The organism is Acinetobacter pseudolwoffii, assembly GCF_002803605.1.
Taxonomy (GTDB): domain Bacteria; phylum Pseudomonadota; class Gammaproteobacteria; order Pseudomonadales; family Moraxellaceae; genus Acinetobacter; species Acinetobacter pseudolwoffii.
In genome coordinates, this window is the sequence record NZ_PHRG01000002.1 from 121245 (window position 1) to 142999 (window position 21755).

The 21755-nt window shown below is 41.4% G+C and carries 26 protein-coding genes and 2 tRNA genes; 12 read left to right on the forward strand and 16 right to left on the reverse strand.

The genetic code is table 11. The features are described 5' to 3' along the window. Positions 1 to 615: 615 nt before the first annotated feature. On the forward strand, positions 616 to 789 hold the full coding sequence (locus tag CWI32_RS15160; protein ID WP_167381264.1) for a hypothetical protein: 174 nt from the start codon (positions 616 to 618) through the stop codon (positions 787 to 789). 37 nt (positions 790 to 826) lie between these two features. Here CWI32_RS15160 and CWI32_RS05245 read toward each other — a convergent pair whose 3' ends face one another. Together CWI32_RS05245 and CWI32_RS05250 are read right to left on the reverse strand one after the other, a co-directional pair. After that, positions 827 to 1744 (reverse strand): LysR family transcriptional regulator, encoded by a 918-nt coding sequence (locus tag CWI32_RS05245; protein ID WP_005097509.1) that lies wholly within the window; start codon positions 1742 to 1744, stop codon positions 827 to 829. A gap of 486 nt (positions 1745 to 2230) precedes the next feature. Further along, positions 2231 to 2306, reverse strand: a tRNA-Arg gene (locus tag CWI32_RS05250). Between the two features lie 178 nt (positions 2307 to 2484). On the opposite strand from CWI32_RS05250, the gene CWI32_RS05255 reads away from it, so the two are divergent. From CWI32_RS05255 to CWI32_RS05285, 7 genes are all read left to right on the forward strand, one after another. Further along, the gene (locus tag CWI32_RS05255; protein ID WP_005170164.1) at positions 2485 to 3420 is read left to right on the forward strand and encodes an ABC transporter ATP-binding protein; all 936 of its coding nucleotides are present in this window, start codon (positions 2485 to 2487) and stop codon (positions 3418 to 3420) included. After that, positions 3417 to 4190, forward strand: coding sequence for an ABC transporter permease (locus tag CWI32_RS05260; protein WP_005097525.1), 774 nt, complete (start codon positions 3417 to 3419; stop codon positions 4188 to 4190). Before CWI32_RS05255 ends, CWI32_RS05260 begins: the two co-directional genes overlap by 4 nt. Further along, on the forward strand, positions 4190 to 5005 hold the full coding sequence (queF, locus tag CWI32_RS05265; RefSeq protein WP_100534822.1) for an NADPH-dependent 7-cyano-7-deazaguanine reductase QueF: 816 nt from the start codon (positions 4190 to 4192) through the stop codon (positions 5003 to 5005). The genes CWI32_RS05260 and queF overlap by 1 nt, the downstream gene beginning before the upstream one ends. Positions 5006 to 5023: 18 nt before the next feature. Then, positions 5024 to 5677, forward strand: a complete 654-nt coding sequence (locus CWI32_RS05270) for a hypothetical protein (protein ID WP_005097528.1) — start codon at positions 5024 to 5026, stop codon at positions 5675 to 5677. A 294-nt stretch (positions 5678 to 5971) separates the two neighbouring features. Beyond that, positions 5972 to 6973 (forward strand): lytic murein transglycosylase B, encoded by a 1002-nt coding sequence (gene mltB / locus CWI32_RS05275; protein WP_074383547.1) that lies wholly within the window; start codon positions 5972 to 5974, stop codon positions 6971 to 6973. Between the two features lie 290 nt (positions 6974 to 7263). Next, a complete protein-coding gene (locus CWI32_RS05280) occupies positions 7264 to 7878 on the forward strand; it encodes a septal ring lytic transglycosylase RlpA family protein (protein ID WP_005097531.1) in 615 nt (204 codons plus the stop codon). A gap of 245 nt (positions 7879 to 8123) precedes the next feature. Further along, positions 8124 to 8579 carry an Mpo1 family 2-hydroxy fatty acid dioxygenase gene (locus CWI32_RS05285; protein ID WP_100534823.1) on the forward strand — a complete coding sequence of 152 codons (456 nt, stop codon included), beginning with the start codon at positions 8124 to 8126 and terminating at the stop codon, positions 8577 to 8579. A gap of 18 nt (positions 8580 to 8597) precedes the next feature. On the opposite strand, the gene CWI32_RS15535 is transcribed toward CWI32_RS05285, so the two are convergent. The 4 genes from CWI32_RS15535 to rpsB all read right to left on the reverse strand — a co-directional run bounded on the left by CWI32_RS15535 (position 8598) and on the right by rpsB (position 11022). Beyond that, positions 8598 to 8741 (reverse strand): DUF3465 domain-containing protein, encoded by a 144-nt coding sequence (locus CWI32_RS15535; protein WP_347929744.1) that lies wholly within the window; start codon positions 8739 to 8741, stop codon positions 8598 to 8600. Further along, positions 8707 to 8847, reverse strand: coding sequence for a DUF3465 domain-containing protein (locus CWI32_RS15540; protein ID WP_347929327.1), 141 nt, complete (start codon positions 8845 to 8847; stop codon positions 8707 to 8709). The genes CWI32_RS15535 and CWI32_RS15540 overlap by 35 nt, the downstream gene beginning before the upstream one ends. 410 nt (positions 8848 to 9257) lie before the next feature. Then, positions 9258 to 10133, reverse strand: coding sequence for a translation elongation factor Ts (tsf, locus tag CWI32_RS05295; protein WP_005097533.1), 876 nt, complete (start codon positions 10131 to 10133; stop codon positions 9258 to 9260). 142 nt (positions 10134 to 10275) lie between these two features. Beyond that, complete coding sequence (rpsB, locus tag CWI32_RS05300) at positions 10276 to 11022, reverse strand: 30S ribosomal protein S2 (protein ID WP_005097534.1); 747 nt, start codon at positions 11020 to 11022, stop codon at positions 10276 to 10278. 471 nt (positions 11023 to 11493) lie between these two features. Here rpsB and map point away from each other — a divergent pair, with 471 nt between their 5' ends. The 3 genes from map (at position 11494) to CWI32_RS05315 (ending at position 14609) form a co-directional block, all read left to right on the forward strand. Further along, complete coding sequence (gene map / locus CWI32_RS05305; protein WP_005097535.1) at positions 11494 to 12321, forward strand: type I methionyl aminopeptidase; 828 nt, start codon at positions 11494 to 11496, stop codon at positions 12319 to 12321. A gap of 252 nt (positions 12322 to 12573) precedes the next feature. Further along, entirely contained in the window at positions 12574 to 13809 is a 1236-nt protein-coding gene (locus tag CWI32_RS05310) for a pyridoxal phosphate-dependent aminotransferase (protein WP_005097537.1), read from the forward strand. A gap of 362 nt (positions 13810 to 14171) precedes the next feature. Continuing rightward, positions 14172 to 14609, forward strand: a complete 438-nt coding sequence (locus CWI32_RS05315; RefSeq protein WP_100534824.1) for a PaaI family thioesterase — start codon at positions 14172 to 14174, stop codon at positions 14607 to 14609. A 35-nt stretch (positions 14610 to 14644) separates the two neighbouring features. On the opposite strand, the gene CWI32_RS05320 is transcribed toward CWI32_RS05315, so the two are convergent. After that, the gene (locus tag CWI32_RS05320) at positions 14645 to 15100 is read right to left on the reverse strand and encodes a hypothetical protein (protein WP_005170144.1); all 456 of its coding nucleotides are present in this window, start codon (positions 15098 to 15100) and stop codon (positions 14645 to 14647) included. A 236-nt stretch (positions 15101 to 15336) separates the two neighbouring features. Here CWI32_RS05320 and CWI32_RS05325 point away from each other — a divergent pair. Further along, a tRNA-Asn gene (locus CWI32_RS05325) sits at positions 15337 to 15412 on the forward strand. A 90-nt stretch (positions 15413 to 15502) separates the two neighbouring features. Here the strand turns inward: CWI32_RS05325 and CWI32_RS05330 are convergent. From CWI32_RS05330 to lepB, 9 genes are all read right to left on the reverse strand, one after another. Further along, positions 15503 to 16336: a DUF4198 domain-containing protein gene (locus CWI32_RS05330; RefSeq protein WP_100534825.1), complete on the reverse strand. Its 834-nt coding sequence runs from the start codon at positions 16334 to 16336 to the stop codon at positions 15503 to 15505. 136 nt (positions 16337 to 16472) lie between these two features. Next, positions 16473 to 17126, reverse strand: a complete 654-nt coding sequence (locus tag CWI32_RS05335) for a MiaE family protein (protein WP_005097541.1) — start codon at positions 17124 to 17126, stop codon at positions 16473 to 16475. Positions 17127 to 17139: 13 nt separating this feature from the next. Next, the gene (pdxJ, locus tag CWI32_RS05340; protein ID WP_005170127.1) at positions 17140 to 17865 is read right to left on the reverse strand and encodes a pyridoxine 5'-phosphate synthase; all 726 of its coding nucleotides are present in this window, start codon (positions 17863 to 17865) and stop codon (positions 17140 to 17142) included. Between the two features lie 13 nt (positions 17866 to 17878). Beyond that, the gene (recO, locus tag CWI32_RS05345; RefSeq protein ID WP_005097545.1) at positions 17879 to 18589 is read right to left on the reverse strand and encodes a DNA repair protein RecO; all 711 of its coding nucleotides are present in this window, start codon (positions 18587 to 18589) and stop codon (positions 17879 to 17881) included. A gap of 11 nt (positions 18590 to 18600) precedes the next feature. After that, positions 18601 to 18795 (reverse strand): NF038104 family lipoprotein, encoded by a 195-nt coding sequence (locus CWI32_RS05350; protein ID WP_005097547.1) that lies wholly within the window; start codon positions 18793 to 18795, stop codon positions 18601 to 18603. Between the two features lie 37 nt (positions 18796 to 18832). Further along, entirely contained in the window at positions 18833 to 19861 is a 1029-nt protein-coding gene (era, locus tag CWI32_RS05355; RefSeq protein WP_005097549.1) for a GTPase Era, read from the reverse strand. Continuing rightward, positions 19861 to 20559 (reverse strand): ribonuclease III, encoded by a 699-nt coding sequence (rnc, locus tag CWI32_RS05360; RefSeq protein ID WP_005097550.1) that lies wholly within the window; start codon positions 20557 to 20559, stop codon positions 19861 to 19863. Before rnc ends, era begins: the two co-directional genes overlap by 1 nt. Next, positions 20531 to 20902, reverse strand: coding sequence for a DUF4845 domain-containing protein (locus tag CWI32_RS05365; protein WP_005170117.1), 372 nt, complete (start codon positions 20900 to 20902; stop codon positions 20531 to 20533). Before CWI32_RS05365 ends, rnc begins: the two co-directional genes overlap by 29 nt. A 24-nt stretch (positions 20903 to 20926) precedes the next feature. Next, positions 20927 to 21754, reverse strand: a complete 828-nt coding sequence (lepB, locus tag CWI32_RS05370; RefSeq protein ID WP_005097555.1) for a signal peptidase I — start codon at positions 21752 to 21754, stop codon at positions 20927 to 20929. Position 21755 lies beyond the last annotated feature (1 nt).

Below are 21755 nucleotides of genomic sequence, written 5' to 3' on the forward strand. Positions count from 1 at the left end.
CCGTCCAACTTATCGGTAGCGTCTTATTGGTTTTACGACCTACCATGAATTCAATATAGCAACATTTTTCAGACCTACAAGCCCTCTTTACACTTCTAAAAGAAGACTCATACAAGATTTAAATTGTCATTTTTCAAAACTAAATTATGATATTTCAGGCTTATTAATTTCCAATATTATTATTTTTTAGAAGGAAATATTTTTAGAATAAATATATGATTTCTATAAAATTTTAATTTAAGTTAATTTAGCTCAATATGTGTTCACATCATCCTTTATTAATTTATTCAGTTTTTTAAAATTTATTTTTTTAAATTATTGAGAATAATAAGCGCTACTCAAAAATTAGCAAACCTCTACAGGAACCGCTGTAATTAGCCGAATTAAAAGTAATTTTCTTATAGATATAATCCATTGTTATTTTGAACATAAAGCACTAATTTTTATTTAAAATGTACTGTATAAACACACTTACAAGCATCACAATTTATAAAATCAAATCAGTTATAAAACAACAGTGTAATAAAGTCGCTCATATACAATAAACAAATGTACTCAAACCCGATCTTAAATCGATCAAAAAAAAATCTATATTTTAAAAAAAGGTATATTGCGATGACTCATTCAGATGAAAAAATTAATGAAGAATTTCCAGAAGAGGAATTGGATCCACAAGAAAAACAGGATCGAGAGATGCAGCGCGGTCAGCTGGGCGTAGATAAAGACCCTCAGGTAAAAAGAGACCAAATCCGTCAACAACATCAGGATGAAGAGGAACAGAATCCTTAATATTCATATTATTGAGTCTGCTCCTTTGAGATTAGGATCAAGTGTAATACTGTGCCCGCTTTTTAGAAAATCGGTCAAGCTGCTTTAAGAATCCCTCAAAGTAATCTTTCTGTTTTTCTTCAGTTCGATAACCTGCATATAAAGTACGGCGTAAGCCTTCAGGGGCTACACAATCCAGACGGCGCGAAGTCACCCAGCCCTTCTGTTCATATTCATTTACCACCCAATCTGGCAATGCCGCAATCCCACGACCACTGGCAACAAGCTGAATCAGCATTTGAGTCAAATCGGTCGTCCGAATCTGTTTTGGCAAAATATTCGCAGGAATAAACAAGCGTGACATGATATCCAGACGATGCTTATCTACCGGATAAGTTACTAATGTTTCTTCTGCCAGTTCCTGCACCGTAATCTCTTGGGCACGTACTAAAGGATGTGTATTAGACAACACCAAACGTGATTCATATTCAAATACCGGGAAATATTCCACACCTTTGAGTGCAATCGGATCGGCAGTAATCAGTAAGTCAAACTCGCCCGTTTGTAACAATTCATGCGGATTGGCTTCAAAGCCCGAAGCAAAATCCAAATCAACATCTGGATATTGGATACGATACTGATTCAAAAGTGGCATTAGCCAGTCAAAACAACTATGACACTCTGACGAGAATATAATACGGCCTGTCTGTCCATGCACAATACGTGTGATATCACTTTGCGCTATCTGTACTTGTGGTAGCACATCATCAGCCAGTTTCAACAAACGTAAACCTACATTAGAAAAACTCACAGGGCGACTACGGCGATTGACCACTTCAACCCCGAACCATTGATCGAGTTCGCGCAATTGGTGAGACAAAGCTGAAGGTGTTAAACAGAGATCTCCTGCCGCTGCAACCAGTGATCCATGTTCTCTTAGCGCTGTCAGTGTTTTTAAATGTCGTAGTTCTATCATATGGCTTACCCAAAAAAATACAGAAATCAGCTACTCAAGCTTGGTGAATAGCATAATCTATTTCAGGATGCTCACTTCAATATTTTCACTTTTAAATTATTTTAATGAATTTTACTCAACAAATAATCTGTTCAAAAATCGGTTTATTAAAAACATTTGAGTTATTTCATCCTCAAGATATTCAAGAATCGTACTCTGCATTGCAATCAGTTCTCGTATTTAAAACACCTAAAGCTGTTGTGAATTAGCGTATCAACTCAAAATATAGAATCAGAATAAGTAAAAGAAAATGAGCATGTCATTTGTTTGTCTGAAAACTTTTAAGATTATTTTTGAGCAGTATCAAATAAAGTGAAAAGACAGAGTTTGAGATTCGATTTAAGCAATGCAATCTATATGGTGGCACTGAATAAAAAGTTTTATGAAAAGCGATCTGGTATAAAGATTTAATTTAAAGAGATTTTTATGTTGTAAGAAATAAGAAAATGGTGCGCTCAGCGGGACTCGAACCCACGCCACAGGCTTCGGAGACCTGTACTCTATCCAGTTGAGCTATGAGCGCGCGATGCACATCATAACAAAAAAAATCATAAGGTAAAGCAACTATCTATAACTTCGTCATTTTATGCTTAGACTTTATACAATGTTCCAAAACAGCAACACAGAATTCCATGTGAATCACTTGGCTTATTTTCCAAGATCACTCACAATATCTCAACTTTTCACCATTTGAGATATTCATGACTGATGCACTGATCTTAAGAGATGTGTCAAAGACCTATCGCAATGGCTTTCAGGCATTAAAAGGAATCAACTTAAATGTACCAGAAGGTGAGTTTTATGCACTTCTGGGGCCAAATGGCGCCGGAAAATCCACCACCATCGGTATTATCAGTTCATTAACAAAAAAAACCGCCGGCACAGTCGAAATTTTCGGTCACAACCTGGATACCCACCCCTCCCAAGCCAAACAGTGTTTAGGTGTGGTTCCTCAGGAATTTAACTTCGCCCAGTTTGAAAAAACTTTCGACATTCTGGTGACGCAAGCCGGCTATTACGGGATTCCTAAAAAAATTGCACAGCAACGGGCTGAACTCTATCTGACCAAGCTGGGCCTATGGGAAAAACGTGCAACGCAGGCGCGTATGCTGTCGGGCGGTATGAAACGTCGCTTGATGATTGCACGTGCCATGATGCATGAACCGAAACTTTTGATTCTGGATGAGCCAACTGCGGGTGTCGACATCGAATTACGTCGTTCAATGTGGGAGTTTTTGAACGAGATGAATGAGCAAGGGACATCCATCATTCTCACCACCCACTATTTAGAAGAAGCCGAAATGCTGTGTCGCCGCATTGCGATTATTGATCGTGGTGTGATTAAAGAAGACACCAGCATGAAGAGCTTCCTAAGTCAGCTGAATGAAGAATCCTTTATTTTTGATCTTGCAGCACCGATTGAACCTTTGCATCTGGAGATTATCGGGGTACGTTTTAATTTAATCGACCCGATGACCTTAGAAATTACCATGGACAAGGCACATAGCATGAATGATCTGTTCCAGCTATTGGAGTCACAGAATATTCAGGTACGCAGTATGCGTAACAAATCCAATCGTCTGGAAGAGCTTTTTGTCAAAATGGTCGAAAAAAATCTGGATGGAGCTGCGCAATGAACATTAATCAACTCAGCGTAGCTTTATATACCATTGTATATAAAGAAGTCCGCCGTTTTATGCGGATCTGGCCGCAAACCTTGTTACCACCTGCCATCACCATGAGCTTGTATTTCGTGATTTTCGGCAATCTGATCGGTTCGCGGATTGGAGACATGGGCGGCTATAGCTATATGGAGTTCATTGTGCCCGGTCTGATCATGATGGCCGTGATTACCAACAGCTATGCCAACGTCTCTTCCAGTTTTTTCAGTTCAAAATTTCAAAAGAGTATTGAAGAGCTGGTCATGAGTCCGGTACCGATGCATGCCATTCTTTGGGGACATGTGCTGGGCGGTGTGATTCGTGGAGTACTGGTGGCGATTATTGTTAGTGCCGTGAGTTTGTTTTTTGCAGATCTATACATTACCAACTGGTTTGTGACGATTTATACCGTATTGATTACCTCCCTGCTGTTTTCTTTGGGTGGTTTTATCAATGCCGTCTATGCCAAATCTTTTGATGATATTTCGATTATCCCGACCTTTGTTTTAACGCCACTGACTTATTTAGGCGGTGTGTTTTATGCAATTTCTGCCTTAAGTCCATTCTGGCAAAATTTATCTTTGATCAACCCTGTGGTGTATATGGTCAATGCCTTCCGCTATGGCATTTTAGGACATAGCGATGTCAATGTAACTGTTTCACTTGCAGTGGTCACCTTATGTTGCGGCCTGCTCTATGCATTGGCCTATCATTTACTCTCCCGTGGTTCAGGAATGCGTGAATAATGAGTGTAGAACAATCTCTCCTTGGTAAAGACACCAATTACCCGACAGAATATCAGCCTGATGTTCTGTTTCCAATTTCGCGCGCGCCTGCCCGTGAACAATACGCACATGTTGAAGCGATTCAGCAAGGTGCCGACTGGTGGCATGTTTTTGAAATTTCCTGGTTAAATTCAGCCGGTGTGCCGCAAGTCGCAATTGGACGGATCAGCCTGCCTGCTTCTTCGCCGAATCTGATTGAATCCAAATCACTCAAGCTCTACTTTAATAGTTTGAATTTTGCCAAATTTGAATCTCAAGCTGACTTTATCGCCACGGTGGAAAAAGATTTATCTGCTGCGGCTGGCGCAGAGATTACGTTAGATTTATTTCAGGTTGATGACTTGGAAGTTACCAAGCCTGAAGGCATCTGCATTGATGAACTAATTCCGGAACGTCTGGAAAATCATCCTGATGCGAGTCTTTTGGCTCTGGATGCGAACCATACCGAAGAAGTTGAAATCCAGCTGTATTCACATTTATTAAGAAGTAACTGCCCAGTCACTGGACAACCGGATTGGGGTACAGTATTTATACGCTATCAGGGCAAAAAACCTTGTTATAAGAGTATTTTGGCTTATATTATTTCTTATCGTCAGCATAACGGTTTTCACGAACAATGCGTGGAGCAGATGTTTGCCGATCTCTGGCAACAACTGAAACCGGAAAAGCTGATGGTCTACGCAACCTATACACGCCGTGGTGGATTGGATATCAACCCTTGCCGTGTATCGGATTTAACATGGATGCCTCGCCCTATTCGATTAGCGCGACAATAAAAACATTGAGGTTTAACAATGCCATTTTTTGGTTTTATTCCTTCTGCAGAGCTTTTAAATACAATTCAGACTGCACAACAAAATAAAAATTCAAATGAGCCGCTTTACCCACTCCGTGATAAAACCGCATTGATGATTAATGATGAAATTATTGATGCGATTCTCACGGAACTGGTGCGTCGTTTTCCTGCAAGTGATAAGCGCGATACTGCGGAAAAACTGGCGGGCTATATCAAGTCAACTGTGGCGGTATTGCTGAAACAGTTATTGAGTAAAGCGCCGAATGATGTGGTGAAGCAATCTATTGCTTTCTCTGAACGTAGTCTGTTTAAAGACCCTGAAGGACAAATCCGTATTGGTGAGTCGCTGGATGCCAATCTGGTGACCAATTTAAAACATCATTATGCGGAACTAAAAGCCGGTCAGAGTATCGACAAACAAATGTTTAGCAACCTGTATAAGCAGTTTGGTGAAGCGACGGTACGTCACTTTATGGTCGATTTTAATAAAACCTTGGATCTCGGCATGATCAAACGCAAGGCAGCAGATATTGGTGCTTCTGCAGTAATTAAGGCCATCAATATGGCTGCAGATAAAATCATTCTCAATCTGAACAAGGATGAGCTTCGCGCTATGGCTGAATATCATGACACCTTGTTCTATACGGAATAGGTCTGCATAGAATCATCTAAGAGTGATTTTTTAAAATTAGCCTGACTTCGGTCAGGCTTTTTTATGTTCAATGAAATAGCTTGTTACAGATAAGCAGCTCCACAAGGCAAACTGACGTAAAAATAGCCAGTCTTTCACTATTTTTGTATATGCATCTAGGTCTCTTAATCATCCGAATGTTATCTTTAATCTGGTTTTTACAGCCTCATGATTGAAAAAATTTCTCAATCTTTTTCATGGCATGATTCAAATAACATTGCCCGCAACTTATCAAAAATTGGAAATCGTACCAAGATGTTGAAATCGAATTTTTATAAAAAATTTAAACAGCTTTCAATCGCATTGACCGCATTCGGTCTCAGCAGTTTCAGTCTGGCCAACGATTTCCAATCTCATCCCTCTTATGCCAGTTTTAAACAGACTGCCATGCAAAATTATGGGCTGAGTGCCCAGCAAGTCGATTCAGCCATGAACGGGGCGCGCAACCTGCCCAATATCATCAATATTATGAATCGTCCAGGTGAAAGCAAGCCTTGGTATTCTTATAAAACCAACTTTCTGGCTGAGTCGACCATTCAACGCGGTGTGCGCTTTAAACAGCAATATGCGGAAACGCTGAATCGCGCTGAACAGCAGTTTGGTGTACCACAGTCAATCATTCTCGGGATTTTAGGGGTAGAAACCGGCTTTGGTACCAATAAGGGTTCTTTTGTCACCCGTGATGCGCTGGCCACCTTAGGTTTTGGTTATGAGCGTCGTGCCCAGTATTTTCAAGATGAACTGGCGGCATTAATTGCCTGGTCTTATAAAGATGGCGTTTCAGCTTCTTCTATCGTCGGCTCTTATGCAGGTGCGGTCGGTTATCCACAATTCATGCCAAGTAATATTCCAAAATTCGGCGTGGACTACGATGGTAACGGACATATTGACCTGCGTAATTCAGCAGTAGATGCGATTGGCTCGATTGCCAACTATTTAGCCCAGCATGGCTGGCAGCGTAATCAACCGATTGCTTTTCCGGCCCGTTATAGTGGCTCGAACCCGGATGCGGTAATTGCCAAAGATCTGACTCAACCTAGCCCATATGGTGTGTTAAAAACACAAGGGATTAGCCCAATGAATCCTATTGTTCAAATTGACGATCTAGACTTGGTCAATGTAATTCAATTACAAGAAAATTATGGGCATATTTACTATATTACTTATCCAAATTTTCAAGTGATTACTACTTATAATCGCAGCCGAATGTATGCCACTGCATTGTGGTTATTAGGTACAGAAATTACTAGCCGTTAACATGAGAATTTAATACAAATTATTAAAGTCAACATTTTTATGAGTGATTATGAGCAAATATTGATCAATTTTAATATTGTGTTACAATATTGATCATATTTTAATCACTCATTGTTTATTTTAAGTTCTTTTTTAAACTATTTTAATTAAACACTAGACAGGATATTGCAGGCATGAATATTATCCATTTCGTTAAATGTAGTTGCATAAGTTGAATATCAGGCGTGTTTACATGGTTTTTCAGTTACTTATGAACAAATCCATGCGATATGCTGTTAGGAGTTGATTCGATGCATTCTTCAATTTTGAAGTATTTTATGGCTATTGCCACGATAGTCACACTGACGCAATCGCAGGCAGATATGGTTCCGTCATCTTCGTTTAATCACGAAAATGACAATTCGCGCCTTGCAACGCGTGTATTAAATAAAGAAGCTCAAAGCTTCAATTCAAATTTCACCAATTTGAACAGCCTTTCAATCACTGAGCGTTCTGGCGATAAAGTTCGCCGTGAAACCATTGCAGCGAAAATTGAAATTCCTGCAGAAGAGCCTTCAGTGATTGAAAAACTGAATACCGTGGCTTCTAATACTGTACGCAAGTTCAGTCAGACAGGTACAGCCTCTTGGTATGGTCGCCAGTTCCACGGCCGTAAAACTGCAAGCGGTGAAACCTTTGACATGAATGCAATGACTGCTGCTCATCGTAGCCTACCATTGAACTGTTATATTCGTGTGACCAATAGAAATAATGGTAAAAGCGTAGTGGTTAAAGTCAATGACCGCGGCCCATTCCATGGTAACCGTGTCGTCGATTTATCTTATGGCGCAGCTAAGAAACTCGGCATTACCAATGCCGGTGTTGGCAATGTCAGTATTGAGCGTGTCGCTGGTCCAAATTCTTAAGATTTAGCTTGCAATACATTTAACCAAAAGCCACAGTAATGTGGCTTTTTTATTAACTTCAAGTTATAGAAAAATGACAATCAATCTATAGTTCCTCTTATCTCCGGCTACCTGTCCATTACAGCTTGAATGTTGCAAATTCGCCAAGTAAAATTCACGTTTTGGCACGATTAACTTTTGACCAAACCTAGATTCTGCTTTATATTTTCAGGCAAGCACAACGTATTCATGGAATGGAGCGAATAATGAAAACAATATCTGAATGGCTGGATGAATATAGTGACAGTCATCAAAACAAAACCAATAAGCTGATTCACTGGGTCTGCGTACCGACTATCTATTTTTCGATTATTGGCATTATTGCGCACTTTAGTGCTTTACTGACCGCCCTTCTGCTGGCTCTGGCTTTTATTTTCTATGCCCGACTAGATATTGTTTTGGCATTTGCAATGGCTGCTTTAACATTGATCATGGCCTGGCTAATCTGGATTCTGCCAGTCGGTGCCGGTTTTTATATTGGCCTATTTGTTTTTGCCTGGATTGGTCAGTTTTATGGCCACAAAGTGGAAGGCAAAAAGCCATCTTTCTTTAAAGACCTTCAATTCCTTCTTATTGGCCCGATTTGGTGCATGGATGCTTATTTAGCTAAAGTAGCACCTTCCTGGAAAAGTCGCCAGATACGAGACATGAAGAGCATTTAGCAGCATTCTTCATTTTTTCTAATGAGAAGAACCTTCTTGATAGGTTCTTCCTTGATGTTTTAACCGGCCATACACATGTTTTCGGGCACAATCATGATGCATCCAGTGCGCCACATCCCCCTTCTCGCTATTTATATTCACTATAAAATTCGACAATATCATCTTTTTGAATCGAACCAATGCCGGGTGCGGAATCGATATTATATGTCACCAATACAATTTGATCATTCAAGCATGAACTCTTAATAGCGTGATCCTTTATAATCATCACCTAATGTTGCAATCCTTGCTCGATAAGATCAAACCCCAATAGCACCCTGATGATGTTGAAAAGCAGTCTAAATTTTATTGAGATCATCTTGAGACATAGCTTCAAAATGAGTGTCGGTGTGGCGACTTGGCTGACTTTGTGTTAAGGAGCTCCACTCAAACTGGTTTTGCTAGGTATCAACACAGATATACAGCAATCAATAAGCAATCATCGCCCCAATACCCATGTCGGTTTTATATGCGCTATTAATGATTTTCAATTCTTTAAATTTCGTTGATTTTATCACGCGTACTTTCTAAGCAAACTCGCATTTTCCAAGAAAAACTACCGCTTTCGACTTATTGTATTTTTATGCAGATATAAAAAAAGCCCCACAAAGTGGAGCTTCTTTATAATTCGTTACCGAATTATTGAGCAGCAGCCTGAGCAGCAGCAACTTCTTCTGCGAAACTCATTTCAGCTTTCTTCTCGATACCTTCACCAACTTCGAAACGAACGAATTCAGCTACAGTAGTACCTGTTGCTTTAAGAACGTCAGCAACTTTCTTGTCGTTGTCGATTACGTACATTTGACGCTCAAGAACAACTTCGTTCAAGTATTTCTCAACAGAACCCACAACCATCTTCTCAACGATGTTTGCTGGCTTGCCAGATTCAAGTGCTTTCGCTTCAGCAATTTCTTTCTCTTTCGCGATAAGCTCAGCAGAAACGCCTTCAGCATTTACAGCGACTGGGTTGAACGCAGCAACGTGCATTGCCAAGCCTTTACCAGTTGCTTCATCACCAGTATAAGAAACAACAACACCGATACGAAGACCGTGTTTGTAAACTGCAAGGTTAGCACCTTCAACAATTTTCGCACGACGTACTTGGATGTTTTCACCGATTTTTTGAACAAGAGCGATACGCGCTTCTTCTACAGTTGCACCATCTTCTAGTTTCAATTCAGCGATTTGAGCAGGATCAGTTACGTTTGCAGCAAGTGCAGCAGCCGCAACTTTCGCAGAGAAACCAGCAAAGTTTTCATCTTTCGCAACGAAGTCAGTCTGGCAGTTTACTTCTAAAAGAAGTGCTTTGTTGCCTTCTTGAGCAATCGTGATCGCGCCATCAGCAGCGATGTTACCCGCTTTTTTAGCAGCTTTCGCTTGACCAGATTTACGTAGGTTATCGATCGCTAATTCAACGTCGCCGCCCGCCTCTGTCAAAGCTTTTTTACATTCCATCATTGCAAGACCAGTACGATCGCGCAATTCTTTAACCATGCTTGCTGTAACTGCAGTCATGTTTATCTCCTAAATTCGGTAGAAAATGAATTCTTTTTAGAACAGAAACGGCCCAGAGGAGTTCTCATGGGCCGCCTGCATACATAACGCTTACTTTGCCACCATCACATGTCGCAAAAATGACAAGCTTGCGTCAAACGCATTAAGCCTCAGAAGCTGGAGCTTCTTCTGCTTTAGCTTGTGCATTCGCTTGTGATTGAGCATATTCTTTACCAGCAAGAATCGCATCAGCCATAGCAGAAGCATACAGTGTTACTGCACGGATCGCATCATCGTTACCCGGAATAACGTAATCTACGTTGTCTGGGTTAGAGTTTGTATCAACGATACCGATTACAGGAATACCAAGGTTCTTCGCTTCTTTGATTGCAATTGCTTCGTGATCAACGTCGATTACGAATAATGCGTCAGGTAAACCACCCATGTTTTTCACGCCGCCAAGACCGCGTTCAAGTTTTTCCATCTCACGAGTACGTTCTAAAGCTTCACGTTTAGTTAGCTTAAGGAAAGTACCGTCTTGAGATTGAGTTTGAAGGTCTTTTAGACGGTTGATAGATTGGCGAAGTGTTTTCCAGTTCGTCAACATACCACCTAACCAGCGGTGATCAACATATGGTTGACCAGCACGTTGCGCTTGTTCACGGATGATTGCAGAAGCTGCGCGCTTAGTACCAACAAACAAAACTTTGTTCTTTTTGCTCGCCAAGTTGTTAGCAAAGTTCAAAGCATCATTTAACGCAGGAACAGTGTGCTCAAGGTTGATGATGTGAATTTTGTTACGCGCACCAAAGATGTAATCGCGCATTTTTGGGTTCCAAAAACGTGTTTGGTGACCAAAGTGTGCGCCTGCTTGTAGAAGGTCGCGCATGCCTACGTTGTAATCTGCCATTTTCTTTACCTTAAAGTTTGGGTTAGGCCTCCATATACCCGCATTCTCCACCCAAGGGATTGCTGTCATTTTATCAGTGGTTGCGACAGAGGACATTTTTTAGCGATACAAGGCATGAATAGTGAGATTTAACATTCTAAATAAACTATTCATAACGCAGTAGCGTCAAAAAACGTCCCTGTCCCGAAGGGTTGTAGCTAAAATCCCCTCATACTTCGTTATGAAACTCGATAAGGGAATACCATTACCATCGTTTCATGCCTCGCATGACGAAATTTTAGCTGACAACGCAACTCACATATAAAGTGACAACAATCCCTAGAAGCACCCAGAGTAATGTGTCGATATATGTGCGGATTTTTTGTCCCATCGCACAAAGCCCGTGAAATTTATTCACGAAAAAGCATTTGATAAAATGGGCGGCTATTTATACCATAGTCACACACAAATTTCCAAAAGTTTTTAGAGATCATGAACAACACTTACCAAGCGCCACGTCGACTTATCAAAACCCCTGACGAAATTGAAAAAATGCGTGTGGCAGGGCGACTGGCGGCAGAAGTATTGGATATGATCAAACCGCATATTGTTCCAGGTGTTACTACGCTAGAACTTGATACGATTTGTCATGACTATATTGTTAACCAACAACAAGCCATTCCAGCCTGCTTAGGTTATGGTGCAGCACCAGGTCGGCCTGCTTTCCAGCATGTGATTTGCACTTCTGTGAATCATGTGGTGTGTCACGGCATTCCATCGGATAGCAAAAAATTGAAAAAAGGTGACATTCTGAATATCGATGTCACTGTGATTAAAGATGGCTATCATGGTGATACCAACATGATGTACATCGTCGGTGGTGAAACGTCTATTCTTGCTAACCGTCTATGTAAAGTAGCGCAAGAAGCCATGTATCGGGGTATTGAAACTGTAAAACCAGGGTCAACCATTGGTGATATTGGCCACGTGATTCAAAAATATGTCGAATCTGAACGTTTTGGTGTGGTACGTGAATATTGTGGTCATGGAATTGGCACGACTTTCCATGACGAACCACAAGTATTGCATTATGGCCAGCCAGATACCGGGATGATTTTAGAAGAAGGCATGACTTTTACCATTGAGCCTATGGTGAATGGTGGCGACTGGAAAACCAAATTACTGGGTGATAAATGGACGGTGGTCACCAAAGACCATTCATTGTCAGCACAGTATGAACATACCCTGCTCGTCACTAAAACAGGGGTTGAAATCTTAACCGCGCGTCCGGATGAAGATCTGTCACGCTTTAATAAATAAGTACCAAGACAACACCACAAAATGGTCACTATAAAGTGGCCATTTTTAGTTTATATTGACTGGCTTATGGGGGTTTACTTGATAACTCAAGCCTTTTAACTGTTGTCCCTTGGCATCGGAGTTCAAGATAAAGCTCTGCAAGTACACCATTTTTTCCTCAAAGTTTTCCAAATTCTTTTGCCCCATGCCTCGCATTTTAAGCTAAGATAATGTGCTTTTTATTTTTTAATCCCTATAAGAAGGAATACTGCCGTGGACGTACGTCTCTCTGATCGTGTAAATGCCATCAAACCGTCCCCAACGCTTGCTGTGACCAACAAAGCTGCTGAATTAAAAGCTGCAGGTCATAATGTTATTGGTTTGGGCGCAGGTGAGCCAGATTTTGATACACCGCAACACATCAAAGATGCAGCAATTGCAGCGATTAACAACGGTTTCACCAAATACACCGCTGTTGACGGTACGCCAGGTCTTAAAAAAGCCATTATTGCTAAATTGAAACGTGACAATCACCTAGACTATGCAGCAAACCAAATCCTGGTTTCTTGTGGTGGTAAACAATCATTCTTTAACCTGTCTTTGGCTCTGTTGAACAAAGGTGATGAAGTTATCATCCCTGCACCTTTCTGGGTCAGCTACCCGGATATGGTGATCATCGCTGAAGGCGTACCTGTGATTGTGAAATGTGGTGAAGAACAGCGTTTCAAAATCACACCTGAACAACTAGAAGCTGCCATCACCGACAAAACGCGTTTAGTGGTATTGAACAGTCCCTCTAACCCGACTGGCATGATCTACACCAAAGAAGAACTTCTTGCTTTGGCCGAGGTACTGCGTAAATACCCTGAAGTATTCATCGCGTCTGATGACATGTATGAACCGATTCGTTGGGAAGATGAGTTCTATAACATCGCCACTGTTGCACCAGACCTGTATGACCGTACGATCGTGTTAAACGGTGTGTCTAAAGCCTATGCAATGACTGGCTGGCGTATTGGCTATGCAGCGGGCCCTGCTAAACTGATCGGTGCGATGAAAAAAATCCAGTCACAATCTACTTCTAACCCAACTTCAATTTCACAAGTTGCTGCCGAAGCTGCATTGAATGGTCCTCAAGATGTTCTTGAGCCAATGATTGAAGCATTCAAACGTCGTCATGACCTGGTTGTGAAAGGCTTGAATGACATCAATGGTATTTCTTGCTTACCTGCGGATGGTGCATTCTATGCATACGCAAACATCAAGCCGTTGATTCGTGCCAAAGGTTTGAAATCTTGCACAGAATTCTCTGCTTGGTTACTGGAAGAAACTGGCGTTGCCGTTGTTCCTGGCGATGCATTCGGTCTGGGCGGTTTCATGCGTATTTCTTATGCAACTGCAGATGAAGTGTTGGTTGATGCACTTGCGCGCATCAAGAAAGCTGCTGATTCAATCGAAGGCGTTGACGCTGCGATTGCTTCTATCGAAGCTGAAAAAGCGGCACAATAATCAATTCGCTTGATTTAAAAACCCGCGTTGATCGCGGGTTTTTTTATGCCATTCCAAGATGCTTTTGATAACGTATTTTAAGCAGATCAAACAAATGATCGCAGCCAAAGTGTATACCACACATAGCATTGATCGAAATTCCTGAATATCTAAAGTATCTCTATTTCCGGTAGAAATAGCACTCTCCTGCTATCTGCAATAGCATTAAAAAAATAAATATTTTAACCACAATAACTTTTAACCCTCCAAGATAACAATTACCTTCGGCAACATCTCATTAAAAAATATGTCACTTGCTATTATTGATGTTTCACTTTTAAATAAAATCGAAACAGCTAAAGAATAATCACAGGAAAAGCAGAATGAATCCAAAAGAAATGAATGGTTTGGCCTTATTACAAGCGATGCGAGATGGGAAAATTCCCGCTCCAAGCATTAGCGAAACCTTGTCGATGCAACCTGCCGTTATCCAAAGCGGATACGTAGAATTTAAAGTCAAAGCCGATCACCGGCATTTAAATCCGCTTGGTGGCGTGCATGGTGGTTTTGCAGCAACTGTTTTAGACACGGTGACAGGCTGTGCGATTCATACTTTACTCGAAGCAGGGGTCGGTTATGGCACGATTGATCTGAATGTTAAAATGTGCCGACCAATTCCTCGAGATCAGCAGCTTAAAGCGACCGGACAATCAATTAACCTCAGTAAAAATCTGGGTATTGCTGAAGGTCGGATTCTGGATGAAGAAGGCCGTTTATATGCCCATGCCACTGCGACCTGTATGATTATTCGCCCTGAATAACCAGGAGAACCTATGGCCAGCATTCAATCGATGACCTAAGCAATATTGCCCTTCGTCTGTCCGGCTTGAACACAAGCGATCTGTGGTCGGCTTAAGCCCTGAAACTCAAAATAATGCTTGGACACATTGGCCAGCTCTACATCTTGTATTTGCGCTGTCGATGCCTGCCAAGCTTTGGATTGATTGGTACCGGTCAAAAGATTACCTGAAATGGCATAGATATATAATTCTTTGCTTTGCTCTTTCAGATAATCGGCATTCAAAAACACTTCAAAGCTAAATTGACGTTCAGTTTCTACCAACCATTTTTCTGCAAACCACAATTGCAGCAAATCACCTAGATACAAGGACTGTTGCGCCAAGGGCCATAGCTTGATATGAGCATCTGTAACAGGAATATAATACTGTGCTGGATCTGCAATAATCTGCAGATAGTTTTCTTGATAATAAGTGAGTTGAGAGAAAATTTGAGGGATGCTGAGCGTATTCATTCGCTGTCTCCGGTTTAGCCATTTTTGTGCTGGCAAGTAGGTTTAAATCCACACTGTTTGACCATTTGGTCAAACGACTTTATGGTTTTAATCTAGCAAGTGAAATTTATTCTGACAAGTATTTTTCGTAAAATTTATGCAATTGTCTAAATTAAAAACAGACAGGCTGAATTTGTTATAAATATGACAGTTTTTGCTTGACCCCTGTCAAAATCCCTCTATAATCGCTTTCAGATTCTCCAATAGCTCAGTCGGTAGAGCGACGGACTGTTAATCCGCAGGTCCCTGGTTCGAGCCCAGGTTGGAGAGCCAAATACTAAAAAGCCCACTCATAACGAAGTGGGCTTTTTTTCGTTTAATATTTTATAAAACAAGCCTGAATGATTTCAGGCTCGTTTTAGCTTAATCCATTACATTAAAAGCCAAGGTATATTTATAACGCTTTAAATCATTCTTTTTTATTTCGAAAGGCTGCTGATAATCAATTTTCATTAAGTACTGGCCTTTTTCCTGCATATTAAAGTTGAGTAACCCTTGCGCATCTGTTGTGAGCGCTTTATAGATTTTTTTATCACGACTAAAATCTGTCGTTTGTGCCAAAATCTCAACGTTTAAATTCGCAACTCCTTTTTTATCATCCAGTACTTTCAATTGAATCGCTTGAGATTTTTTAAATGCATTTGGATGCGTGATAAATTGAACATCAAAGCCAGCATGGATATGCTGAATGACCTGATTCGACGTCACACGCCGTGAGACAAAGGTTTCAATAATATCGATAGTCTGCACAGTTTTCTGTGGCATGTTTTTCTTCAGCGCTTGCTGATAAATCACATTTTGATTGGCGGCTTGATTGGCTTTTGGAACAGCACTTAGAACCATTTTCCATTTTTGAGCAACCTGTGCATACTTTAGGCTATTCCCCTGTTTCTCGCCACGAATCCGATAGGTACCCTCTTGTTTATTTTCCAGACTATAACTACTTAGGGTTTGTGTTTTGGTCCATGCATCATCTGCAAGATAAATCTTTTGGCCTGTAGGCGTATGATAATGAAACTTAAAGTTTTTAATCGCCACTTCCGAGGCAAATGGATTGTCATAAAAGCCAGATACAATCGCAGTGTGATTGTTAAAAGTTTGATAACTTAGTGGGGCAACATAAGGATAGTGTGCAAAGGCTGTACTGCTGATCACTCCAAAGATCAAAAAAGGCATGACTTTTACCAGCTTATTCATTATTTCATCATCGTTATTAAGAAATCTGCTGTATTTTATGGATTAAGTCTGTAGATGTAAATAATTCTCATTTATATATTTACTCTGGATATAAAAAATCCCCCATGAACGGAGGATTTTTAAATGTTCACTGCAATTAAGCCGCTTGAGCCGGAACACCGCTATGGAAACGGAAAGTGTCATCTGGTGTCAGAATCAGCTGCTTTTCAACGTTACGAATATGATCAATCCGGCTTTGAATATCCTCTTGCGGATTTTTCAATTTTGCCGTGGTCGCCACATCCATCGCCAAAGCCAGATAGTCCTCAAAGTGACGAGATTCAGACTTAAGCAAGTAACGGTAATAACGTGCCAACTCATCATCCACACGCGAAGCCAGCGCGTAGAAACGCTCACAAGAGCGTGCTTCCACAAAAGCACCAATCACCAAGACATCAATCAAGGCTTCAGGTTCAAAAGTTCGGATTTCTTTGCGCAAGCCACCGGCATAACGTCCCGCACTTAAGTTCTGCCAGGCCTGTCCACGTTTGTTCATCAGTTCAAGCACTTGTTCATAATGCAGCATTTCTTCACGCACTAACTGCGCAAGCTTCACCTGTAAATCAACAAAGTAACTATAGCGAAACATCAGATTCATGGCCGTGCTGGCTGCTTTTTTTTCACAGTTGGCATGATCTTGCATCAAGATTTCAAGATTTTCGACCGCCACATCCAGCCATGCCTTGGGCGTTTCACACCCCAAGAAAGCAATCACCGGCTGCATCAGTTCATCATAATTAATATTCGACATAACGATTCTGATCTTAACGTGCTGACTTAATCACAGCTTTCATTTGCTGAACGGCTTGTGCCAGACCTACAAATACAGCATCTGCAATTAATGAGTGACCAATATTAAGTTCATGAATTTGTGGAATCGCCGCAATTGGCGTTACATTATCCAGGTTCAAACCATGGCCTGCATTCACTACCAGACCTTTCGATGCGGCATATTCAGCGCCTTTAATAATGCGCTCAAGCTCAGCCTGCTGGGCTTCAGGCGTTTCTGCATCGGCATAAGCACCGGTATGAATCTCGATGGTCGGTGCACCACAAGCAACTGCTGCATCAATTTGGGCAAAATCAGCATCAATAAACAAAGACACATCACAACCAATCGCTGCCAGTTCTTGCGTAGCTGCTTTGACTGATTCGAAATGAGTCACCACATCCAGACCACCTTCAGTGGTGACTTCCTGACGTTTTTCAGGGACAAAACAGACATGATGCGGTTTAATTTCCTTGGCAAAAGCAACCATCTCATCTGTCACCGCCAGCTCGAGGTTCATACGGGTTTTCAGTGCAGGACGCATACGACGCACATCTTCATCCTGAATGTGACGACGGTCTTCACGCAAGTGCAAGGTAATGCCCTCTGCCCCGGCCTGCTCACAGATCAATGCAGCATTGACTGGGTCTGGGTACGTTGTACCACGTGCTTGTCTTAATGTTGCGACATGGTCAATATTGACACCAAGTAATGCAGCCATAATCTTTTCCTAACTACGTTTGAGATTGAGAGTTTTGAATCCAGAGTTGCCGACTTTTTAATGGTCGATCACCCAATAAGGCCGTGATCACCTGTCGATACAGTTTCGTCAACAATTGTAACTGTTCCGGATTAAAATCCCCACCATTTTCATGATCTAGCATACTTAAAATCTGCTGACCTGACATGGTAGAGCGTAATGCTTTGGCCGATGGCATAAAACCGGCATTGAGCTGAAAATAATAGTGTTGTAACGGATCGATTTTTACCTGATGAGCATCTAGGGAAAAATCCAGACCATAACCGAGTTCTTCCAGCAAGATATGTTCAAATTGCCGCAAAATCTGTTTTAAGTATAAATTAGGATTAGATTGTTCTGATAATTGCTGCAATGCAGTTAATGTCTCTGCATATTTGGCAAAGGTTTGCGGCATTTCCACTTCTAGAGGGCACAAACGTAACAGAACTTCATTCAGGTAAAAGCCTGAAAAAAAGGCATCGCCAAAAAAGAAAATCGGCTGATTGACAATTTCCAGCTTGGTAAAGTTTTTGAGTTCTGATTTTCCGGTGGCTTGCAAACTGATGGGCTGATATTGCGGCGGCGGTGTTTGCCGGAGAATGCCATCCATACGACCGTATTCCTGAGTAAATAAATGCACAATATGGCTGCGCTCACGGTACTTACGATGATGAATCAGATAACCATGCAGTACTTCGTTACGCATAAGCGGACACTTTAATCCTTATCTTTTTTTGATTTTTTATCATCGTCGTCATCTCCATCCGGGATGACTGCGCCCACAACAGCCGCAGTGCCTTTGACTGCGACTTTTGTGGTTTTATAAGCCACCTTGACAGGAACCGTGACCACTTTATGGATACAGCCTTGCAAGAATAAAACACATGCAAGCACTGCCAACACTTTCATCATCACGAAATTCCTTAAAGGGGCTTATTAATTTTATAACTTAGATATCGCTATAACCTAAGCTTTTCAATGCACGTTCATCATCAGACCAGCCGCCTTTGACTTTCACCCAAAGGGTCAGCATGATTTTCTGTTCGAACATTTTTTCCATGTCGAGACGTGCATCCATACCGATTTTTTTCAGCTTAACGCCTTTCTCACCAATCACAATGGCTTTTTGGCTTGGACGATCGACAAAAATCGTAGCATCAATATAGGTACAGGCTGGCTTCATACGACCAGTCTTTTCATTCATCACTGGCTGTTCAGTTTTGAATGATTCAATCTGCACGGTTAAATCATATGGCAGTTCTTCACCCAGCTGACGCATGATCTTTTCACGAATAATTTCAGAAGCCAGGAAACGCTCTGAACGGTCAGTTAGTTGATCCAGGGAGTACAATGGCGGCTGGAACGGCAGATACTTGGCAATCGTGTCACGTAAATGCTCAAGATTGGCACCACGAAGTGCAGAAACAGGTACGATTTCCGCAAAGTTCATCAGCTTTTCGCGCTCACGAATCAGTGGTAAAGCTTCGTTCTTGTTCTCAAAAGTATCTAATTTGTTGATCACCAGAATCACCGGCATTTCAGCATTTTTCAGCTTTTCCAGTACCAGATCATCATTCGGCGTCCACTTCTGTGCATCCACCACAAACAAAACCAGATTCACATCACGTAAAGCCGAATGGGCAGCACGGTTCATCATTTTATTGATGGCACGTACTTCCTTTTTATGCATCCCCGGCGTATCCACGAATACCGCCTGAGACTTTTCACGCGAATCAATCCCGACAATTTTATGCCGTGTAGTTTGCGGTTTACGTGAGGTAATTGAGAGTTTCTGACCCAAAATATGGTTCATTAAGGTAGATTTACCCACATTCGGGCGACCTACAATAGCGACAAAACCACTGCGATAATCCGACGGAATTTCGGTGCCTTGTGCGCTAAAAAATTGATTTACCAGGTCGTGACTGTCGCTTTGCGACTCGTGATCAGCATCAATGTGATCGGAATGAGTAGTCATTAAGACTTATGCTCCAAAAGTTTTAAAATATCTGCCGCAACGGCTTGTTCAGCAAAACGTCGGCTGGCGCCTTCACCTTGCATGGTCGGTAATCCCTCAATCTCACATTCCACTTTAAAATGCTGATTAGGGGCATCACCTTGAATATCTACAACCTCGTAAACTGGGAGAGGTTTCTTACGTGCTTGTAGATACTCTTGTAAACGTGATTTAGGGTCTTTAAGCTGATCGGTCGGCTCAATATGATCCAAATACGGTTCATACCATTTTAACACAATCGGCTCTAACACAGTGAGATCAGCGCAATCCACATAGATTGCGCCAATAATGGCTTCTACAGTATCTGCCAGTATAGACTCGCGATGATGACCGCCAGATTTCAACTCACCGGTACTGAGAATTAAACTCTGACTGAGTTTTAAATCATTGGCGATTTTCCCCAATGCTTCCTGTCGAACCAAGGTGGCACGCATACGCGTCAGCCGGCCTTCGTTTTCGCTTGGGTAGGCAGTGAAGAGATAATTCGCAATGATCATCCCTAAAAGAGAATCGCCTAGAAATTCTAGGCGTTCATAGTTTTGTTTATGACTGACTGAACGATGGGTCAGTGCCAGCTTGAGCAGTTCAGCTTGTTTAAACTGATAACCGATCCGTCTGGCAAGACGTTCATCATTGAGTTTTGACTGCGCTTTGATCAAAATTTTTCTCAAACTTCATCACTAAATCGATATTCATTATGAAATTTTTACGAATTTCATAATTCTTGTGTATCTGCAAACCATCGGTATGGATAACTTTGGCAATTTCATCAAACTTCAGATCGCGAATATTATTCATTGATAAACGCTGATCCATCTGCTGACGGAATTTTTCTGGTGTTATATTGGCTGGCGCACTTTTTAACAGCGCCTCAATCTCACCATCGACCATACGATCATCAAAGTAGGGTCCCCACACTGCAATCGCTACTTTGGCTAGAAATGCAAACCCCACGATTGCAAATAAAATCCCAATATACGAAGCACCTTGTTGATGTCTCATTTTTTATTTTCCTGATTGAAACAATTAATCGATTGTCCCGTTGCGACCAAACGATGGCAATTTAAAGCCAGGTTCTTTATGCATCCAGATATAGAATGCACGACCTGTTAAGTTTTCTTCCGGAACAAGCCCCCAGAAACGGCTGTCAGCACTCTGATCGCGATTATCCCCCATCGCAAAGTAATGACCTTCTGGCACCTTTACTTCCCAATATAAACCATTTTCACTTGAATATTTACCATTTTCCACAAAGTTAATATAAGGCGCCTGACGCGCGACATTGACCCCTTCCAGCTCACGCATGGTAAAGCTATGCTGACCTAAAGTTTCTTTATGATAAATGGCATTGGGTGTATCCAGACGATCTTTTTCACGGCTAAATTCCACTGGAACTTTCGCTACTTGTTCACCATTGATGCTCAACTGACCATGATCATAGACAATATGATCACCGGGTAAACCAATAATACGCTTGATATAGCTGATGGTCGGTTGTGGTGGATAACGGAATACTGCCACATCGCCACGCTCTGGACTGCCAGTATCAATAATTTTAGTGTTGACCATAGGCAGTTTCACCCCATAGTCAAATTTATTCACCAGAATAAAGTCCCCAGTTTCCAGGGTTGGCACCATTGAATCCGATGGAATATTAAACGGTTCAAACAAGAACGAACGCAGCACCAGTACAATCGTCAGTACTGGCCAAAAGTCATAAGCCCAGGTAATGATAAAATTTTCATTGCCCTTGCCGCGAGTTTGTCTTTGTTTCAGGACAAACTTGTCAAGCAACCACAGTGCGACAAAAAACAGCGTCGCAGGAACAAGAATCAAATTAAAATCAAAATCCATG

Excerpts from the sequence above, each read along its gene's own strand:
- CWI32_RS05245 (WP_005097509.1), bottom strand. The coding sequence starts at position 1,744 with ATGATAGAACTACGACATTTAAAAACACTGACAGCGCTAAGAGAACAT.
- queF (WP_100534822.1), top strand. The coding sequence starts at position 4,190 with ATGAGTGTAGAACAATCTCTCCTTGGTAAAGACACCAATTACCCGACA.
- CWI32_RS05280 (WP_005097531.1), top strand. The coding sequence starts at position 7,264 with ATGCATTCTTCAATTTTGAAGTATTTTATGGCTATTGCCACGATAGTC.
- mltB (WP_074383547.1), top strand. The coding sequence starts at position 5,972 with ATGTTGAAATCGAATTTTTATAAAAAATTTAAACAGCTTTCAATCGCA.
- CWI32_RS05320 (WP_005170144.1), bottom strand. The coding sequence starts at position 15,100 with ATGAATACGCTCAGCATCCCTCAAATTTTCTCTCAACTCACTTATTAT.
- pdxJ (WP_005170127.1), bottom strand. The coding sequence starts at position 17,865 with ATGGCTGCATTACTTGGTGTCAATATTGACCATGTCGCAACATTAAGA.
- CWI32_RS05315 (WP_100534824.1), top strand. The coding sequence starts at position 14,172 with ATGAATCCAAAAGAAATGAATGGTTTGGCCTTATTACAAGCGATGCGA.
- rpsB (WP_005097534.1), bottom strand. The coding sequence starts at position 11,022 with ATGGCAGATTACAACGTAGGCATGCGCGACCTTCTACAAGCAGGCGCA.
- CWI32_RS05330 (WP_100534825.1), bottom strand. The coding sequence starts at position 16,336 with ATGAATAAGCTGGTAAAAGTCATGCCTTTTTTGATCTTTGGAGTGATC.
- map (WP_005097535.1), top strand. The coding sequence starts at position 11,494 with ATGAACAACACTTACCAAGCGCCACGTCGACTTATCAAAACCCCTGAC.
- recO (WP_005097545.1), bottom strand. The coding sequence starts at position 18,589 with ATGCGTAACGAAGTACTGCATGGTTATCTGATTCATCATCGTAAGTAC.
- tsf (WP_005097533.1), bottom strand. The coding sequence starts at position 10,133 with ATGACTGCAGTTACAGCAAGCATGGTTAAAGAATTGCGCGATCGTACT.
- era (WP_005097549.1), bottom strand. The coding sequence starts at position 19,861 with ATGACTACTCATTCCGATCACATTGATGCTGATCACGAGTCGCAAAGC.
- CWI32_RS05335 (WP_005097541.1), bottom strand. The coding sequence starts at position 17,126 with ATGTCGAATATTAATTATGATGAACTGATGCAGCCGGTGATTGCTTTC.
- CWI32_RS05285 (WP_100534823.1), top strand. The coding sequence starts at position 8,124 with ATGAAAACAATATCTGAATGGCTGGATGAATATAGTGACAGTCATCAA.
- CWI32_RS05365 (WP_005170117.1), bottom strand. The coding sequence starts at position 20,902 with ATGAGACATCAACAAGGTGCTTCGTATATTGGGATTTTATTTGCAATC.
- lepB (WP_005097555.1), bottom strand. The coding sequence starts at position 21,754 with ATGGATTTTGATTTTAATTTGATTCTTGTTCCTGCGACGCTGTTTTTT.
- CWI32_RS05255 (WP_005170164.1), top strand. The coding sequence starts at position 2,485 with ATGACTGATGCACTGATCTTAAGAGATGTGTCAAAGACCTATCGCAAT.
- CWI32_RS05260 (WP_005097525.1), top strand. The coding sequence starts at position 3,417 with ATGAACATTAATCAACTCAGCGTAGCTTTATATACCATTGTATATAAA.
- CWI32_RS15160 (WP_167381264.1), top strand. The coding sequence starts at position 616 with ATGACTCATTCAGATGAAAAAATTAATGAAGAATTTCCAGAAGAGGAA.
- CWI32_RS15535 (WP_347929744.1), bottom strand. The coding sequence starts at position 8,741 with ATGATATTGTCGAATTTTATAGTGAATATAAATAGCGAGAAGGGGGAT.
- CWI32_RS15540 (WP_347929327.1), bottom strand. The coding sequence starts at position 8,847 with ATGATTATAAAGGATCACGCTATTAAGAGTTCATGCTTGAATGATCAA.
- CWI32_RS05350 (WP_005097547.1), bottom strand. The coding sequence starts at position 18,795 with ATGATGAAAGTGTTGGCAGTGCTTGCATGTGTTTTATTCTTGCAAGGC.
- CWI32_RS05270 (WP_005097528.1), top strand. The coding sequence starts at position 5,024 with ATGCCATTTTTTGGTTTTATTCCTTCTGCAGAGCTTTTAAATACAATT.